The 16383-nt window shown below is 42.0% G+C and carries 9 protein-coding genes and 1 pseudogene; 1 reads left to right on the top strand and 9 read right to left on the bottom strand.

Annotated elements, in window-relative coordinates; all coding sequences use genetic code 11:
- From BGX12_RS14180 to BGX12_RS14200, 6 genes and pseudogenes are all read right to left on the bottom strand, one after another.
- A pseudogene (locus BGX12_RS14180) lies at positions 1-345 on the bottom strand (carbamoyl phosphate synthase large subunit); the annotation flags it as partial.
- A 167-nt stretch (positions 346-512) separates the two neighbouring features.
- Complete coding sequence (locus BGX12_RS15580; RefSeq protein WP_158278271.1) at positions 513-677, bottom strand: hypothetical protein; 165 nt, start codon at positions 675-677, stop codon at positions 513-515.
- 73 nt (positions 678-750) lie between these two features.
- Positions 751-1188 carry a hypothetical protein gene (locus tag BGX12_RS14185; RefSeq protein WP_109736692.1) on the bottom strand — a complete coding sequence of 146 codons (438 nt, stop codon included), beginning with the start codon at positions 1186-1188 and terminating at the stop codon, positions 751-753.
- Positions 1188-1634, bottom strand: a complete 447-nt coding sequence (locus BGX12_RS14190; RefSeq protein ID WP_111361729.1) for a hypothetical protein — start codon at positions 1632-1634, stop codon at positions 1188-1190. Before BGX12_RS14190 ends, BGX12_RS14185 begins: the two co-directional genes overlap by 1 nt.
- A 13-nt stretch (positions 1635-1647) precedes the next feature.
- A complete protein-coding gene (locus BGX12_RS14195; protein ID WP_109736694.1) occupies positions 1648-6564 on the bottom strand; it encodes an RHS repeat domain-containing protein in 4917 nt (1638 codons plus the stop codon).
- Between the two features lie 12 nt (positions 6565-6576).
- Positions 6577-13872: a cadherin-like beta sandwich domain-containing protein gene (locus BGX12_RS14200; protein ID WP_109736695.1), complete on the bottom strand. Its 7296-nt coding sequence runs from the start codon at positions 13870-13872 to the stop codon at positions 6577-6579.
- A gap of 16 nt (positions 13873-13888) precedes the next feature.
- Between BGX12_RS14200 and BGX12_RS15585 the strand changes: the two genes are divergently transcribed.
- Positions 13889-14095 (top strand): hypothetical protein, encoded by a 207-nt coding sequence (locus tag BGX12_RS15585; RefSeq protein WP_158278272.1) that lies wholly within the window; start codon positions 13889-13891, stop codon positions 14093-14095.
- 47 nt (positions 14096-14142) lie between these two features.
- Here the strand turns inward: BGX12_RS15585 and BGX12_RS15590 are convergent, their stop codons facing one another.
- The 3 genes from BGX12_RS15590 to BGX12_RS14210 form a co-directional block, all read right to left on the bottom strand.
- The gene (locus BGX12_RS15590) at positions 14143-14283 is read right to left on the bottom strand and encodes a hypothetical protein (protein WP_158278273.1); all 141 of its coding nucleotides are present in this window, start codon (positions 14281-14283) and stop codon (positions 14143-14145) included.
- Positions 14280-15161: a hypothetical protein gene (locus BGX12_RS14205; protein WP_109736696.1), complete on the bottom strand. Its 882-nt coding sequence runs from the start codon at positions 15159-15161 to the stop codon at positions 14280-14282. Before BGX12_RS14205 ends, BGX12_RS15590 begins: the two co-directional genes overlap by 4 nt.
- Positions 15162-15673: 512 nt before the next feature.
- Entirely contained in the window at positions 15674-16285 is a 612-nt protein-coding gene (locus tag BGX12_RS14210; protein ID WP_370245672.1) for a P-loop ATPase, Sll1717 family, read from the bottom strand.
- Positions 16286-16383: the final 98 nt, after the last annotated feature.

Here is a 16383-nt window from a genome sequence, read left to right on the forward strand (position 1 = left end):
AAGTTCGATACGCTTTGCACGAACGTCCTTTTCACGGATGCCGAGGATCTTTGCGATGTACTTATCGCCGAAGCCGTCCTTCTTGGCCTGGATCAAGAGTTCGTCAGAAGGCATGCGACCCGGAGTCTTGAGCATCTTTTCTTCAAGTTCAACCAGTTCGCGCATCTGCTGTACGAAGTAAGCCTTTTCATAAGTAGCTGCGAAAACTTCTTCGTCGGTTGCGCCCTTACGGATGGCTTCGTACATCTGGAAGTGACGTTCAGAAGAAGCAGTCTTCATCATGTCGAGAAGTTCTTCCTTGGTCTTCTTGTTAAAGTCCTGACATTTCTTTTGGGCGTTCCCCACTGGCGTGGGTCGGGCTATATTGCAAGGCCACCCGTGCGCACCTGCTCCCCAAAGAGGATAACAGCGACTAAGAACTAAAGTTCTAAGTCTTGTATAGGTACGCCCGCGCAGCTCTTGCAACGGCACCACAGTGCCGCCCCAAGGGGTCACTATCCCTAACGCGAATGCTACTCGCCTGCAGAAATAACCAAGACCGTATCCCCTATATATTCAGTAGCATTTCCAAATTCTTTAACTTGAAACGTTAATTTCATAGTCTGTTTCAAATTAAACTCGTAATCCATTTTCCCACCTCCAACATAAAAGCAAGTCATTCCATCTGCTTTATACATAGATATACACCTTATTAACGTTTCCGTCTTAATCCAAGTTGCGGTTAAGCGCTACACAATAGCCGAATTTCACCTAGTTCCTTTTTATCAAGTTAAAAAATATCGTTTCCTCAAAAGAAGAACTATTTTCCCCTACAACCAATCGTTTTTCACGATTTTTCTCATCATACAGAATTGCTGTTCCATACGAATCTGAATCATACTTTTCATCATATTCAAAAAAAAGACTTTGATAAGGCTCGCCGTCTACATACCAGACAACTTTATCAGGATAATCATTTGGGCAAGAGACCGTGACAACATCTTCACCATAAAGATTTGGTCCATACAAAATATCAAATGGAATTATTTTCCATCCTGTTTCATTGTGTTTATATGCAACAACTGTCACATGTTCAAAAGAAAAATCTTTAGGCAATTTATCTTCAATAGATAACAAAGGCTCTAATCTTTGAGAGTGTCCAACACAGGCTGTTAAACATAAAAGAAAAGCAACAACCAAAATCTTCATTACCTAGTATTCCTTAAATCAATTGTGATATTTTTCGTTCCTTCTATAGGCACTTCAAAAGAATCCCGTAGAATTTCATTATACACAAAAGCGTTTATTTTTTTTATTTCTTGACATTGCGTCTCATAAGATAACGAGATTTTTTGATAGATTATTCCATTTTCATACAAAACAATCTCATCTACAAAAAAATCGGATAGCCAAGTCAGTTCAAAGTCCTCATCATCATTAAAAGACAACTTATGATTTGCAATTCCTTTCTTTTTTTTTAAATAAAACACATCACAAGTAGTATCTGATTTCGAAATTAAGGAATCTTTACTATAAGGTACAATTTTAAATGTTTCGGGAGAAGCATCGGACGGTAGCATCCCTTTCAAGTGGTAATAATTACTTGGAACACAGCCGATACAAAAAAACGATAGAAACAAGCACTTCAAACGCATTTTTTCATCCTTTTTAATGATAAGCTTTTTTACCAGTGTAATAATAATCTAGTGAATAATCATCAGCCTCGTAATCATATGTACCTACTTTTGTGTAAGCAGATTTCATATCTGTTCCAAATTTATATTCCTGTGCAACTCTTAAATAAAATGGCAAAGTTCCATCTTTTACTTGCTGTAAATAATGAATACCTTCATGAGTAGGAGCTGTAAGCATTCTTTTTTTCTCAGGATTGGAAACATTATTTCTACCTATAGAAACACCTACAACATCTAACAAGCCGCCACGTCTATTAACAGAACCATAAGGTCCTATAATAAGGTTATGCTCCTTTGCATAATTCGCTTCAATTTCCTTTTGAAAATCACTTTTAGGAACTGCATAGCCAAGTAGGCCTATCTTTACAGTAGACGATATAACACCGCCCAAAACACCATATCCTGCTCCAGAAATCGCAGCTTCATTGTTCCAAGATCCAGTACGTAACACTTCACCTAAGCCTCCACCAACATAACCAAGAACACCTCCTCTTGCCGCAGAATAAGCAGTTTCCGAAAAAATATTGACCATAGATCCACCAGGAACAGCTTGATAGCCCGGAATCACACCACCAAGGAAACCGCCTAACGCTGCACCACCAAAGCCACTCCAAGAATAGCCTCCGTCATTCATCCATCCTGTAGCAGCATATTGGAGAGAGCTCTCTACTGTACTCCAGAACATATTGTTAAAAATTGCATAACTATAGGAAGCTGCATTTGCGGTTTCGACACCAGCACTAGCAATCATAGCGCCCCCTTCAGCAGCCACCGATGTCGTTCCAGAAATACTACTAGCCACAGCAGCAACGCCTCCACTAATTGCTCCAGATATAGCCCCAACCGCAGCTCCTTTTAAAGTTCCTTGAGCCATGGCTCTACCACAACTAACTTCACTTGCACCGCTACAATTAACGGCAGACACAGAGGCTCCTATCGCAGCACCTACGGCAGCACCTATCGCTATCGCTGCTGTGATACTTTCTCCGTTTGGGTCTATATAGTTTAGCGGGTCGCCGCCATAAGTATAGGCGTTCGCAAACTGTCCGGCAGGGTCCGGCGTAAGCCATAGTCCAAAGAGCGGGTCATAGAATCGTGCGCCGAAATAATACTTGTTTATGTCAGAATCAAATTCCTTGGCCTGCCAGCGTCTTGAATCTTCAGCATCGTCATGAGCCAAGTCAATTAGTGCTCCGTATGGGTAATAGGCGTATGCGCTCTGGACTCCAGATGTATTTGCATAGCCCCTTATATTGCCCTGAGCATCTGTCACAGGGAAATACGCTGCGCCATCTTTGCGGTAGCCGCCAGCAATCAAATCCTCCCGTACAAGAGAATAATCCCCACTTCCATCCTTGCGGTAAACGCCCACCCCGCTCAGGGTCGCCTCACCGTAACCGGAACTTTCGTCACCATAGTTAAAATACACACGCTGGCCGTTTTCGTCATAGGCCATACGGATTCGAGCCAATTCTAAAGACTCGAAATCATCCAAATTATTCTGCGAAATTCCAGACGGGACTTCAGGATACAACCGAACATTCTTCGGCAACGCCCTGGCATCCAGTTCGTAGGCGGCACGAGCATAACGGTCTAGCCACACATTTCCTGAAGCGTCGTAAGAATAATACTCATACGGGGTATAGCTTCTACCCGAAATCGTCATACCATAAGGTCGATAATACCCTTGATGGCTCTGTGAACCATAGTAACACCCTACAGCCTGAGATCCCTCGTGTTTGACAGTCAATCGTCCAAGTTCGTCGTAACTATAACTTGCATTTCTAGTTCCGGACATTTCCGTCAGACGGCCCAAATAGTCATAGGTATAGCCAGCATTTTCTACAACTCGGCCTACAGTTCCCGCATCAGCCCACACTCTTGCCACGGTTGACTGTCGCACAGACAAGGGATTTTCATACGATATGTTTTCAGAATAAAGCTCCGTAGAGCCGTTCCTATAGTCTAGTACAACGGGTCTTCCGTATACATCGCGCCGAACGGTTTTTGCAAATACCTCAGTCCCCGCATCGTAATAATGTTTGGATACAACATTCCCATTTGCACTGTACGTATAGCTAGTCAACATAGAATTGCCTTCGCGTGTTTCAACGAGGCGTCCCTTGTTGTCATAAGTTCTAGTCCTTGTTGACTTTTGCGTCCAACCGCTTCCAGCCCATTCCGAATAGGTCGAAGAAGCCAGTTCGTCGGACAAGTTATAGACATAGGACAATTGTACCGCTGGGACATCATCAAACAGATAGACGACCCACTGTCTTGACATGCGCCCAATGCGGTCATAGGACTTCATTTTTATGGATACCGGATTACCTTCACCGTCGTAGGCAATGATAGCCCCAACATCATAATCGCGTATTCCGTCCATCTGAGACAGAATGTTTCCAAGCAGCGAGCTGTTCAGGTTTACCCCGTATAGGGTCAATGTATCGGATGTCGGCTTTCCGTAAACTGTGCGGACTATGGGAGTAAGAGCTGCGGAAGCAATCGCCGTATTTGGGGCAGCAAAGTCATGACCGCCATGTACTTCGCCGATTGCGACAACACGCCCTTCGCCGTCATATACATTCGCCATAAAGTAGTTGTTTCCCAAAGCCTTTTGACGAGCATTTCTCGTAAACCTTAAATTTCCTAAAGAGTCATAGGCATATTCGACAAGACCTCGGTCATTAGACTTTTTCGAAAGCACGCGGCCCATGGCATCATAGCCCATCGTATCAGCAAACGCAGGGAAATCCCTAAGATACGACCGAATCAACCTGTCATAGCCGTCATACTCGTTCATGACAACAAGTTCATTCTCGCCATCGTATGTCCACGTCGATACAGTCCTGTTTTTCTCGTCCGTTACACTTTGCGTATAACGTCCTTCAGCATCGCGGGATATCGTCAAATGCTTTCCACCTGGGTTCTTGATTCTTTTCCTGAAATTATCCGATATATCTCCTTCGTTCAAATAATTCAAATGCAAAAAGTCTGTCTCAACAGAAGCCGGCAAACCGTATGCTTCCTGGACCTGTTGCTGAAATTCAAAAGAACGCCTCGCTATACCGGCATTCCTTCCAAACGACCCAGATTCATTTCCGTAACGCGGTTCGAATTCAGTAAAGGCATTGCTCTCTGCATTCGGTTTGTCCGTTGAATCGGTTCCGTCGTAGTAATTGTTCGCGGCAACCACACAGGCTTCGCAAGCCATATCCATATACACGAAAGTTGTCGTGTCGAGTACAAACGACATCGGTTCATACTTCGTCTTTCCGAGAGCATCGCTATATACGGCAGATACGATATACTTTCCGTTAGAAAGAGAATCCTGCGTCTGCACTGTTGTTCCAAATGCATCCTTAAAAACCGCAGATGTAAACTTTCTTGCATTTGGCTGATTGATGGGGTCAAGATAGGTGTCTGTTTTTACCATTTCCGGGACGACATCAAGCGTTCTTGCCTCGCAAGGTGCAAATTTGATGATCACATTCACATTTTCATGCATCGCCGTGATGTCAAAATCAATTTTTGAATACGGTCTGTCTCCATAAGCCTTGAAAAGTTTTACATATTCATTTGAGTCCCTCGCAGCATTAAATGACTGATTCATGGAAGGCATTTTCGAAATAATTTCACCATTAAGAACAATGATTTTTCCATTCACCGTAATCCGTTCTATAGACGAGCCAGCCTTGCTTGTTATTGATGCGGAAACTTTTTCGCCGTTATACAGATTAAACGGAGAAGTGCCCGAAGGGGTGTTCATTGATACACGGCCACTTCCCGTAATTGAAAATGTCAATTGATAAGGTTTAGGTGGCAGAAACTGGATTGACGGAAGCTGCTTTAGATTATAGACAATCCGACCTATTCTAAATGCCATATTCTGGTTTTGTGGATAAGCCAGCTGAAACTTGAAAGCGGGAGCAGATCTGGTTACATAAGGCGATGTATAGAAAGGTCCCCCCCACTGATTGGTATAATCATCTGGAGTAAATACTTTCATTATCTGGTTCATCTTCATGGATGGATATCCAGCATAGATAGTTCCCTGAAATTCGTCAAAAAACCAAATACAGAGACTATCGTCAACATCGACCGGATCAAGCATCTTAACTTCTATATTGCGGATTCCGCCAACTACAGGATACTCTCTAGAATAATCATAAGCAAGGAGTCCTCCTGCCTGCGAAGATGTTCCCATATTTACTAAAAGACCATCTCCCGTCCCGTTTGGTTCAGTAATAGAGACCCCGGCCCCGTTAAATGATTTCGCTATCCACCCAGGTCTCAAACCATTCGGCCCATAAATATCCATTCTGGTTACTTGTTTCTTCTCCGGACGCGTTTTTACAGTTCCGTTATACAAGATCGGAAGCATCCAATTAAGCAATTCCGGTTTGGCGTGAGCAACATCGTTTTGCCATAGCTGAACCTGAATTTCGCCGTCTATAAAGAAAGTGGACTGGACCGAATAGTATTTCCCCCTATACAGAAACGGCCCCATTTCTACAACGGTAAGATAGTTCGAATTTGCATCAACAAAAGACTTCCATTTAAATGAGCTACCCATGTCGACTTCGACAGAGACCGGTTGTAAATACGGTTCAATATCCCTATCAAGACCATTAGTCAAATTTCCGAAAGAAATACGGCCATCGGCAAAAATGGTAAGATTCGAATATGTTCGCGACATATACGTAAATTGATTTGCGTCAGGAAGGCTGAGGACAGTCCCGTTCACCGAAAAAGTCATAATTTCCGCATCCGACATGTCAATCCAACTGGGAAGCGCTCTGTGAATTTTGCCATCGCTATATCGCTGGGCTATGACATCCGCAAAGGAAAAACCGACTATCAGGAATAGAAGAATTAGTATCTTTTTCATTTTTTTTCACTCCTATTCAATTACGGCATCCGCCTGTACATATAGATTTTTAGCCCAAATCAAACCTTCCCACCTAGATTGAGTAGCAAGGCTCACGGATGCGAACGGAGCGACAAGAATGGACGCAAAATCAGAATAGACACCGAAATACATAAAGTCGGTAGTATTCGTATAAAGGAATACATTTTCCGCTCCTCCAGGAGAATTATAGAGACCCACACGGTCAGCAATGCTGATGCCATTTTGCACCCACAGCCGAACAGGGCCATCAAAGTACACCCTGGCATCAGGTTCTACGACAAAGGAGTCGAAATAATATTCACCTTCCTCAAAATGTATTTCCGAATTTGCATAGGCATGGAAATCCTTATATGCTCCAAAAGATATCGTTGCCGAATCATTCACACCGACTATGAAATCTGTTGTTCCCGTAACGAAATAATTTACAGGAATGTCTGCAATATGAACATCCCTATGTTCAATTCGCCCATGAGAGGCTCCATCCTGCATATATAGATTTCCACCTAAGGTAATATCCTCGACATTTGAATTGGACCGTAACAAGACATCCCCTTCAACAGTCATCTGTGCAAGAATATTCGCTCCTGCACAGACCTCGACCGTTTCTCCAACAACTTCATCAGCAGAAATCGAAGCACGGTCATAAAGGGCCATGTATCCTGTAGCATAGACCTTGTGCCCTAACAAATTCCTATACGGTAAAGGAATATTCTCATTTTCGTCGACTCCGCTGTCATCGTCATCATTTTCATTCTTGTTCTCGGCAATGTTGTCATCCTCAACGAAAATAACCTGCTTATTTCCATACTCATCTTCCAAGAACAAAGTATCCATCGATGTCTTAGAGAAATCCAATTCAATACAGGTGCTGCGAAAATATGCAGTTCCCTTGAACCACAGATGAACGCCGAACGGGAACTGAATACAGAATTTACGATGCGAGCCATCCCCCCTGCTGACATATAGAGCCGTATCCAAAGCTACGCCGACAGGAATCAAATCGCTGTTGGTGCTGACACTGTATTGCAAAGTTCTTTCCGATGAATCCGTAGTCGGATATTCCCTAAACAGGTTTATCGTATAAGCCAAAGATACGCCATTAGCCCCGATGACATTTATTTCTATGCGGTTCTCTCCAGGTTCTAAATGAACTTCACTGGTCAAATCCTGGAAGTTATATCCGGGAGAGAATATTGAACCGACCCACGATATCAGCGCACCAAAGAAATTGATACCCTTGTAGGAAACCTGGTTCCCATTATGAAGCACCTGCACAGATGCTACATCCAGCGGTTCCATCAAGGCTGGAGATATTTCAATGACTGAGTCATCAGACAATACCTTGGCCGAATAATTTAAAACATATTGACGGAATTCGGACGAAATTGTTGTCACAGCACCCGCAACCTGAATTCCAGAAAGAGTTATATCAGCGTCATCCGTTGATACATACTTCATAGGAACAATACGCTTTCTGCGACTTTTCGTTTCCTTGTCGGATGCCTGCACAACAACAACGGGAGTTCCATTTGATCCAAAAGCCAAGTTCGCCGTTTTCAACGTCTTATTAGCCTTAATGAAAGCTGGGATACCAACAGAAAGCCACCGTGAATCTCGATAACTTACAAGGGTGAGTCCATCTTCGTTTTGACTATTCGCAAACATTACATAGGGGATGCCGTTCCGAACAGCAAAATCAAACGGAGCATCGCTTTCTAAATACGCAATGATCCGACGTTCCTGTTCAACAGGCAATCCCGCTGAATTTACAATGGAAGCATCTTCGTAGGGTGTAAACTGAAGTCTATGTTCGGGAGTGCCATCTTCATCTTCCGTGTCGACAAATTTACCCCTGAAGACCGAAACTGCGGTCTTGCCAGTATTATCCACAGAAATATTGTATGCCACAGCAAGATAGATATAGTCAGCATCGCCAACAATCTTAAACTGCTTCACCATGGTAAGTGGTATTGAATCATCCATAAAGACAAAATCTCCTAGATAATTCGGGAGCATGTCATCGGAAGCAGAATCCTTTGTAAGAGTCGGCCCCGCCCAAATACTTCCTGAGCCAGATATTCCTGATTCCGAAGAATCAAAAAGTCTCTTTATAATCAAGAATTTGGGAGAAGAAACGCTATCTCCATGTTCAGCAATCACATCATCCTTATATAGTTCAAAATAGGGATTTCGTGCAACATACGCCACATAGAGTTTTCCGCCAGGGCCAGTTGTCAAATCAACGCCAAACACATCGCCATTCTCTATAATACCCGGCACAACAGATGGAGGCGCATCAAAATCTTGCCCAAACACCGTATAGCCACCTATAGGCATCCATACATTGTTTATAAAGCAACTGGAAGCAAGTACCGAAGGCGTTGTGCTATCATGGGCAGCTGTCTTTACATAGGCCGCACAAACATTGCCAGTCGAATTCGCCGACATAGCAAAATCAAGCCCGTATACGGAGGCATCAAAAATGTAACCATTGTTGGTCCATGTTTCTGAATTGCCAGAGAACAGTTCAGCATTTTCGTTGCTAGTAGAATCAACCATCAGGATTCGCGGCATTGAAAGCAAATAGCTGTTTCCACCAGATGTTGTTCCCGACAGAGCTTTAGACTTTTGCAAAGTTACCAGATTTTCAATCCATGCATTTCCACTAAAATCAGCCGTATAGACTCCATCTGGTGCAGAATAGACTATTTTCGAAGAATCGCCCCTATTTATAAACAGTGGCATTTCTGCCTTTCTCAAGACATTTCCATAGCCAACCCACCCGGAAGAGGCTTTCTGAATATGCACAGTATAAATCCCGACACTGTCCGCCCCGACATCTATTTCCAATGTATATGAGGTATTGTCATCAAATGTAGCATACAAACCATCGGTAGCAGAGCAACAGTCGTAATGCCATCCAGCCGAAGCAGACTCTCCGTCCGCATAAAGACGATAACGGACTGCATCTTCCGAATTCTTTGGTTCCCAAGAAATAACTACATCCTCCTTGTTTCCGGCCAATACATATTGCAAGTTTCGATTAGTCGAAGACTGCAGAATCGGTTTGGAATCAAAAGATAAAGACGCCAAGTCATCTGAACCAAGAGAAGGATCGCTACATCTTGCATCGATGAAATCATTTTCGCTTACAAGCCGTAGACTACCGGAAACATCTTCACCAAAAGTCTTTTTGATCCGTCCGTTTTCATCCAGCGTAATATGCTTACCAACACCTCGATCATCAACTTCGGCAACAGGCATCCCGAAGTGTACATCATAGTATTTGACCATGGCTGCAGCACCAGCGGGAATCATCCGGATATCCTGCACACGAGTATTTCCCGTACTAGACAAGGAAACATTCAGTAATCCCGAGTTCACCTCACCTTCCCATTCGACATAATGCCATTTACCGGCAGCATTCCTATCCAACGCCCAGTTGTTTTTTTGCATTCCGTTAAGAGTCAATGTAATCGTTGCAGATGTATTGTCCGCATTTTGGATCCATGCAGAAAAACGATATTTGCCTTGCCTTGCCTGCTTGACGACACCTGAAAAGCCATATCTCAAATCCATCACGACTTTTGAAAAGCGACCATTAGACGCACCTTCGCCATCGGTCGCTCTTCCTTGTAAAGGCAACAAGTGACATTCACTAGTCACTTCCATGCCATTTTCGTCACAACGATCACCAGGAACAACAAGAATTTCATCAAATCCGGCATTTTGCACCACGGCACGTTCAAAAGCAATTGAGTCATCATCAACAACCCTTGCAGTCTTGTTTCCGAGTGCATCAGTTTTTTCTACGGCAAAACCGTTCAAAAACTTTGATACAGCAGAATTCTTTTTCCATATACCACTTGGATTCTCATTAAGCGCCCAAGGAATTCCTTGGAAAGAATTGCCATTTACAAGGCTATCAGGATTATAAATCCATTCCTCAACAAGGTGAGGCGTTCCCACGGAATCATTAGCAGTTGCATAACGTGCGGCAGTTGATTCAACCACCTTACCTGTAGAACAATTCGGTTTACATGAATATGACAACAATGGATTATGCAAATGATTCACACTTCGTTCAAAAGCATATTCTTCCGCCGAATATCTGAGAACCTGCTCATTAGAGATATCATTCGAACCGTTTTCAAAAAACAATTTTCTTGAGGGCAGTCCATTAAGCGCAATATTATACTCTATCGAATCCTTACTCTTGACTCCCTTGATATACGTTTCAACAGAACTGACCGCATCAACATGCAACAAATTCGGCCAATTTGAATTATGGTAACGAGTATACTTGGAAATTGAACTTTTTTCAATAACTTCCCCCACATAGGTTCTTTCAGCGCAAATTTTTCCCAGTCCAAGCCCGACATCACCGTAATCAATTGGGCACAATTCTCGTTCAATCATCCCTGAATTATCTGGTAATTCAACGCGAACTGTCGTTATTAAAGGTGTATTATTTACATAGTCAAAGGCAACATCCGGAGCATTGTCAAAATTATAAACATACTTGTAAGAAAATTTCTTATCTACAATAGGGTCATGCACAGTTTTCTGTCCAACAAGCAGAACCCCCTTATTCTTTACGAAGGAATCATTTTTCTTATAGTAGATTGTCGTTGTTCCGGCTTCCGTTGTTTCGGCAGCTCCTTCAACAGCAAAGAAATCACCTATTGTATAAGACTCGTCAAAGACTTCGACCGTAGTCGGTCCTTGTCCGCTCGGGTTTCGGATATCCTCAAAGTGACTCCAATTTATATCAAGTTGTTCTTCGTTCCATTTTACGCCGTCCCACAGAAAAGCCTTGTTTGATCGTTTCTCTATATACCAATTCGAGCCAACAACCAAATGTTTTTCACTTTTGGAATCATCAGTATTTACTTCACCATATCTTATCCACCCACCATCATTTTGCCGCTCAAACAATTCAATATTTGCACCGGGGTGGGTTTCACTCCACACTCTCACATATTTACACTTCCACTTTACACCCCAACGCTTAAATTTCGGCCAACAAAAATAGGGTATTTCAATAATGTTGTCTACTTTGGGTCTTCTTGTCACAAAGAAATTGCTACTCCCAACAGCATCCCATTCCGCCTCTTCCAAAAGGTCAAAATCATCATGATGAACCATATTCCTATTTTCAAAAGGAATCCGCCAGGATTCACCATCCCAATCAAATAAAGTCAAGTCATCGTTGTCATTGTGTCGCATAGCGACATAATTATAACCTACAGCCTGCGCCCTCGGAACACCCAGAACCCCATGAACATCATAGTTAAGCAATTTTGTCCAACCACTACCATTCCAATGATACGCTTCTGCTCGTTGCCCCCAAAGGCCAGTGGACTCCACGGCACCAAACAAGTAACCGTTTCCCCAATAGTAACGATTATCGTCGTCCAAATCATCATTATCATAGGTTTTTTGAACAGAAATTCCGGATGCATCGTACTTAAAAGAAAAAATTCTTACCCGGTAGTTGTTTCCCCAATCTGTACCTATATAAGAAACAGCAATGTGATTTTCCGACGGATAAATCTGAAGGAACTGATTATCCATACTCCCTTCATCAGCAGAAAGAGTATCTATTACAAAAGTATTTCCCCATAGAGTCCAAGGAACTGTGAGCGTCAAGGTTGATTTAGTTGAAGACAGGTTGCCCTTTACTATATAATTGGGACCTGTAAGCACCAATTCCTTATCACCATCATCATGAACATAAGGCTTCACTTGCCACGAAGCACCATCCCATACAACAGGATACATATCGTAACTATCGCCATCACCTGTTACATAGGCGAACCAGTTGTTTTTCTCCGTAATAAAATACCCTTTGTCATGATACGGCAGTGAACTTAATTCCTTTCGTATATTCCAGGCGCCGTTTCGCCAATAATAAACAACAACTTTTTTCTCATTCTTGTCGATACCTAACAAATAGGGCGTTCCGTCCTCCAAGTAACCTAACGACACGTTGACGACAGGCAATTTTTCCGAGTGAATAGTCAACGGTTGTTTATCTATGGCCTGATAGACATAATCAAATGATACTTTTCCGCAGTTCGCCCCTTGAATTTCCTTCATCATGCCTAACGCGTAGGAATCATTCAAATACGCTTTATACACATTATCGTAGTATTCATATGATTCTCGCTTCGTTTCCTTTCCGACGCCATTCGCCCACACTATTCGAGTCAATAAACGCTTGGTGTATTTTTTATTTTCGTCGGCGTCTAGACTTGGAGAAACTTTCAAGGCTTCATAACAGAAGCCTACCGTTTGCAGAATTTCGCCATCCATTCCATAAAGTTCGACCTTAGACAAGAATTTTCGTTCCAGGGGGGCCACAAACGCATCAATTTCATCATCAGCAGAAAGTTCTTCTTTTCCGATAGCATCAACCACTTCACCTTCAAAATCACCTTCATTTTTATCCGAAAGAACAAACTTTACATAAGAACCCATCGAGGAACGAACCTCTTTTAAGTATGTTTCTTTTGTATATCTGTTTTGAGAAGTCCAGGAACCATGCTTTATTTTTTCCTGAAACTGGTAATAAGAATATGTTAAAGAATTATTTTTCCAATCATAAATCTTAGCTAGACTCCAAGAAACGGGATAAGGGACATCGTTTCCATCGATAGACTCACCCGTATGCCCAAATGCAGGAAAACCTAGCTCATATGCAGTCGCCCCTTGCGCACTACAAGCAGTATCTAAAGTATTAGACATGCAATAAGACATATCACCATACTGGTATTTATTGCCCGAATCATCCGTCAAAATCCATCCCACGACAATCTCAAAGGTTTTTCCACTCAAAACTTTCATTTCAGTTCGTCTTTCTACTAACCAATACGGCAGGCTCTCAATCCACCATCGATTTCCCTCATAAATCAACTTATAACGAATCCCCTCTGCTGTTACTAGGTAATAAAAATCATCCAAAAGGCTCATCGAATGGTTGTTTTCGCTAACGATTTTAGCAAAACCCATAGACCAACCTAAACCGACCCAGCTAGTCGGACTCAAGTCATTTCGATTTTTTACACTCTGAGAAACATTACCCGAATAATTCAAAGCAAACGAGGTGGATACGCCCCCTGCAGACAGCGTTGCAAGAGGAACACTAAAACTAACCGTTCCAGATAAAGGGTTTATCCCACCATCAGGGGACATATATTTATTGAACGCATCGCCCGTTTCCACAGATTGCGAAAACACAAAAGTGCAAAGAGCAAGCAAAGCCTGTAAGATTTTTGAAAGCATACTGTAAATATAAATTATGACAAACGGTAAGGATTGTAAATTTAATTCAACACACACCTACATGCAAAAAAAAAGATTAAAATTATTTGTTTATTATCTGCTAGACTTTTTTTTCACCACTTATAGAAAAATTTTTTCTGGAGTTTTATGGGCTAAGCCACCAAATGTGGATGTTTTGGCATACCCGACTAGGGCTGGTCATACAGAAAAAAATCCTGTCTGATATCCAATCAGGCAGGAGATTCGTTGTTCATGTCTTGTATTTGATTGCTATGCGGCATTTTCCTCGTCCTTCGTTCCGGTGGGGAGTTCGATTACCGCCGTTTCGGGGGATTCAGGCATTTCGGTAATCTTGCCCTTGCCTTTGCGAATTTTCAGGTGCAACTTCTTCTGGTCGATGTGGCTGTTCACGGCCTTATTTTCAATTCAGAATTGTCACTACTTGCCACCTGATTTTTCGCCGGCCAAAAATCAACATTCATTTTAGAATCTGATGAAATATCCTCAACAATCGCGCTAAATCTAGTTCCAAGCAAAACTTCCTTATCTTTGGAACAAGCTGTAAAGATGCCAACAAGAAAGCCTCTTTCATTATATATCGGAGAGCCACTCATCGCATGAGTATCAGGAAAGACATTTTTTCGCTTTGGATTTGACAAATCATAAAAACCATATCCCCTATTGAATGGTATAGCTATATGGAGTTTGGGATCTAATCCATATTTCTTATAAGTTGCTAGATCCGCTTCCGGCGATGAATATGAATACGATCTACTCTTGATATACGCTTTTCCCTTATATCGAACAGCCTTGCATCGGGACGAGGGAAAACCAACAACTGTATAGATTTTTGCAGTAGGCAGAGCGTTATAATTGGAGAGTCTAAGACCTATATTCTGAAAGCCTATGATAATTTCATCTGCAGCAGGAATTAAGGCCCAATCTTTGTCATCCTTATTTCTTATAATAGATGGAGCAATAGATAAAAGCCTAGTCCCTTCTAAAGACATATAAATTGGTTGCGCTATTTTTGTAGAACCAGGGCAAGGTACCGCCAAATTCATTTCATCGGCAACATGAGCTGCAGTCAGTAAGAATATCCGACCACCAAGCGGAATTATCGAGGCCGTTCCGCACGAAATAGGCCGATTATGGTTATGGCCTGTAGCATTGATATTGGCGAATAGTTGAACAACATATTGTTCTAGGTACATTCTTTCTATAGGCATTCGCTGTAATGCCGGGACAGCAATTCCATAAACTCTAGTTGTTTGTTTACCAATTTTCATACAAAAATCCTTTTGTAATTTGAACCTAGCACATAAATTATATCATTTTAGAAAAAAAGACAACGAACCAATAAATGGTCTTAAAATTCTTTTTCAATCAAGCCCGGGCGTTGCGGGTGCGGCGTTTGAGCACCCGCAGTAGGGGTAGCGGAAGACCCGACTGGGAGGGTTATATACAAAGACGCCCACTCTTTTGAGTGGGCGTGATTATAAGGGCGGGTCGGGGCTGGAGCTAGGGGGGATTCTTCCCCCACTCCATCCGAAGAATTAAACTTCTTCGATGCTTCTTGATTCAATGAATTCATTATGATATTCCTATTTCGGAGTATTTTCAAAAAAACTATGGAACGATTTAGTGCAAATGCGGAATTACATTTTGTCTGGCACTTCTGATGGTTCTTTGCCTCGCCCTTGCCAGCCTTAGAGGCAATCTCCGTGAACACTCCTAGCGGAATTTATGAATCGCCTTGTTGTCGCGTATTTTTTACAACAAAAAAACGAAAACAACTAAATTAAGTGTAGTGAGATCGTCCACCTTTTTTCTTCATCTTATGTGCTTGATTTATTTTTTTGATATCAAGGGCTTGTCTATAACAAGGATGAATTTCCCACTTCATACCGAAATCATTGCTTGTGCTAGATGTTAATAAATCAGGCATTTCTTTGAAGGAGTAATGATGATATTCTCCGGCCTCATCTTCAGAACGAGCTACTATAAACCCTATTCTAAACAAGAATCGTGCTAAATCTTTCGGTGATGATGCCCTAACTTCATCTATAACTACATTTACATGTTTTAAAATAAAATTATTGATATGTTTAAACAGTTCTTCTTGACAAAACAAACGATCACATCCCCTGAAAGCATGAATAACCGATTCTATTTCTTTGCATTGGTGTCTATGTTCAATTACTAAATCTGATATTCTTTTTTGACCGTAGTCCCCCCAAACATCGTCTATATCTTGTTTTGTTATTATAGACATTTTTCGTTTATCCGCGTTTGTTTGGCACAACTTGCAAAGTTGTATTGCCCAGCGAGGTCGCATATATGACAAAGTATATACTATACGATACAGATACTGCTCTCTATCATTATTCCATTTTGCTTTGTGATCAAAAATTTTGAGGCATCATCAACATGTGTGGAAGCATTTAGGCAGCCTTGCTAGATGATTCTCTCGATTCCGATTCCCATTCGTAGGCTATCTTTACATCTACA

This window comes from Fibrobacter sp. UWR4 (genome assembly GCF_003149045.1).
Lineage (GTDB): Bacteria > Fibrobacterota > Fibrobacteria > Fibrobacterales > Fibrobacteraceae > Fibrobacter.

Coding starts and splice junctions, on each gene's coding strand:
- BGX12_RS15580 (WP_158278271.1), bottom strand. CDS start 677: ATGTATAAAGCAGATGGAATGACTTGCTTTTATGTTGGAGGTGGGAAA.
- BGX12_RS14185 (WP_109736692.1), bottom strand. CDS start 1,188: ATGAAGATTTTGGTTGTTGCTTTTCTTTTATGTTTAACAGCCTGTGTT.
- BGX12_RS14190 (WP_111361729.1), bottom strand. CDS start 1,634: ATGCGTTTGAAGTGCTTGTTTCTATCGTTTTTTTGTATCGGCTGTGTT.
- BGX12_RS14195 (WP_109736694.1), bottom strand. CDS start 6,564: ATGAAAAAGATACTAATTCTTCTATTCCTGATAGTCGGTTTTTCCTTT.
- BGX12_RS14200 (WP_109736695.1), bottom strand. CDS start 13,872: ATGCTTTCAAAAATCTTACAGGCTTTGCTTGCTCTTTGCACTTTTGTG.
- BGX12_RS15585 (WP_158278272.1), top strand. CDS start 13,889: ATGACAAACGGTAAGGATTGTAAATTTAATTCAACACACACCTACATG.
- BGX12_RS14205 (WP_109736696.1), bottom strand. CDS start 15,161: ATGAAAATTGGTAAACAAACAACTAGAGTTTATGGAATTGCTGTCCCG.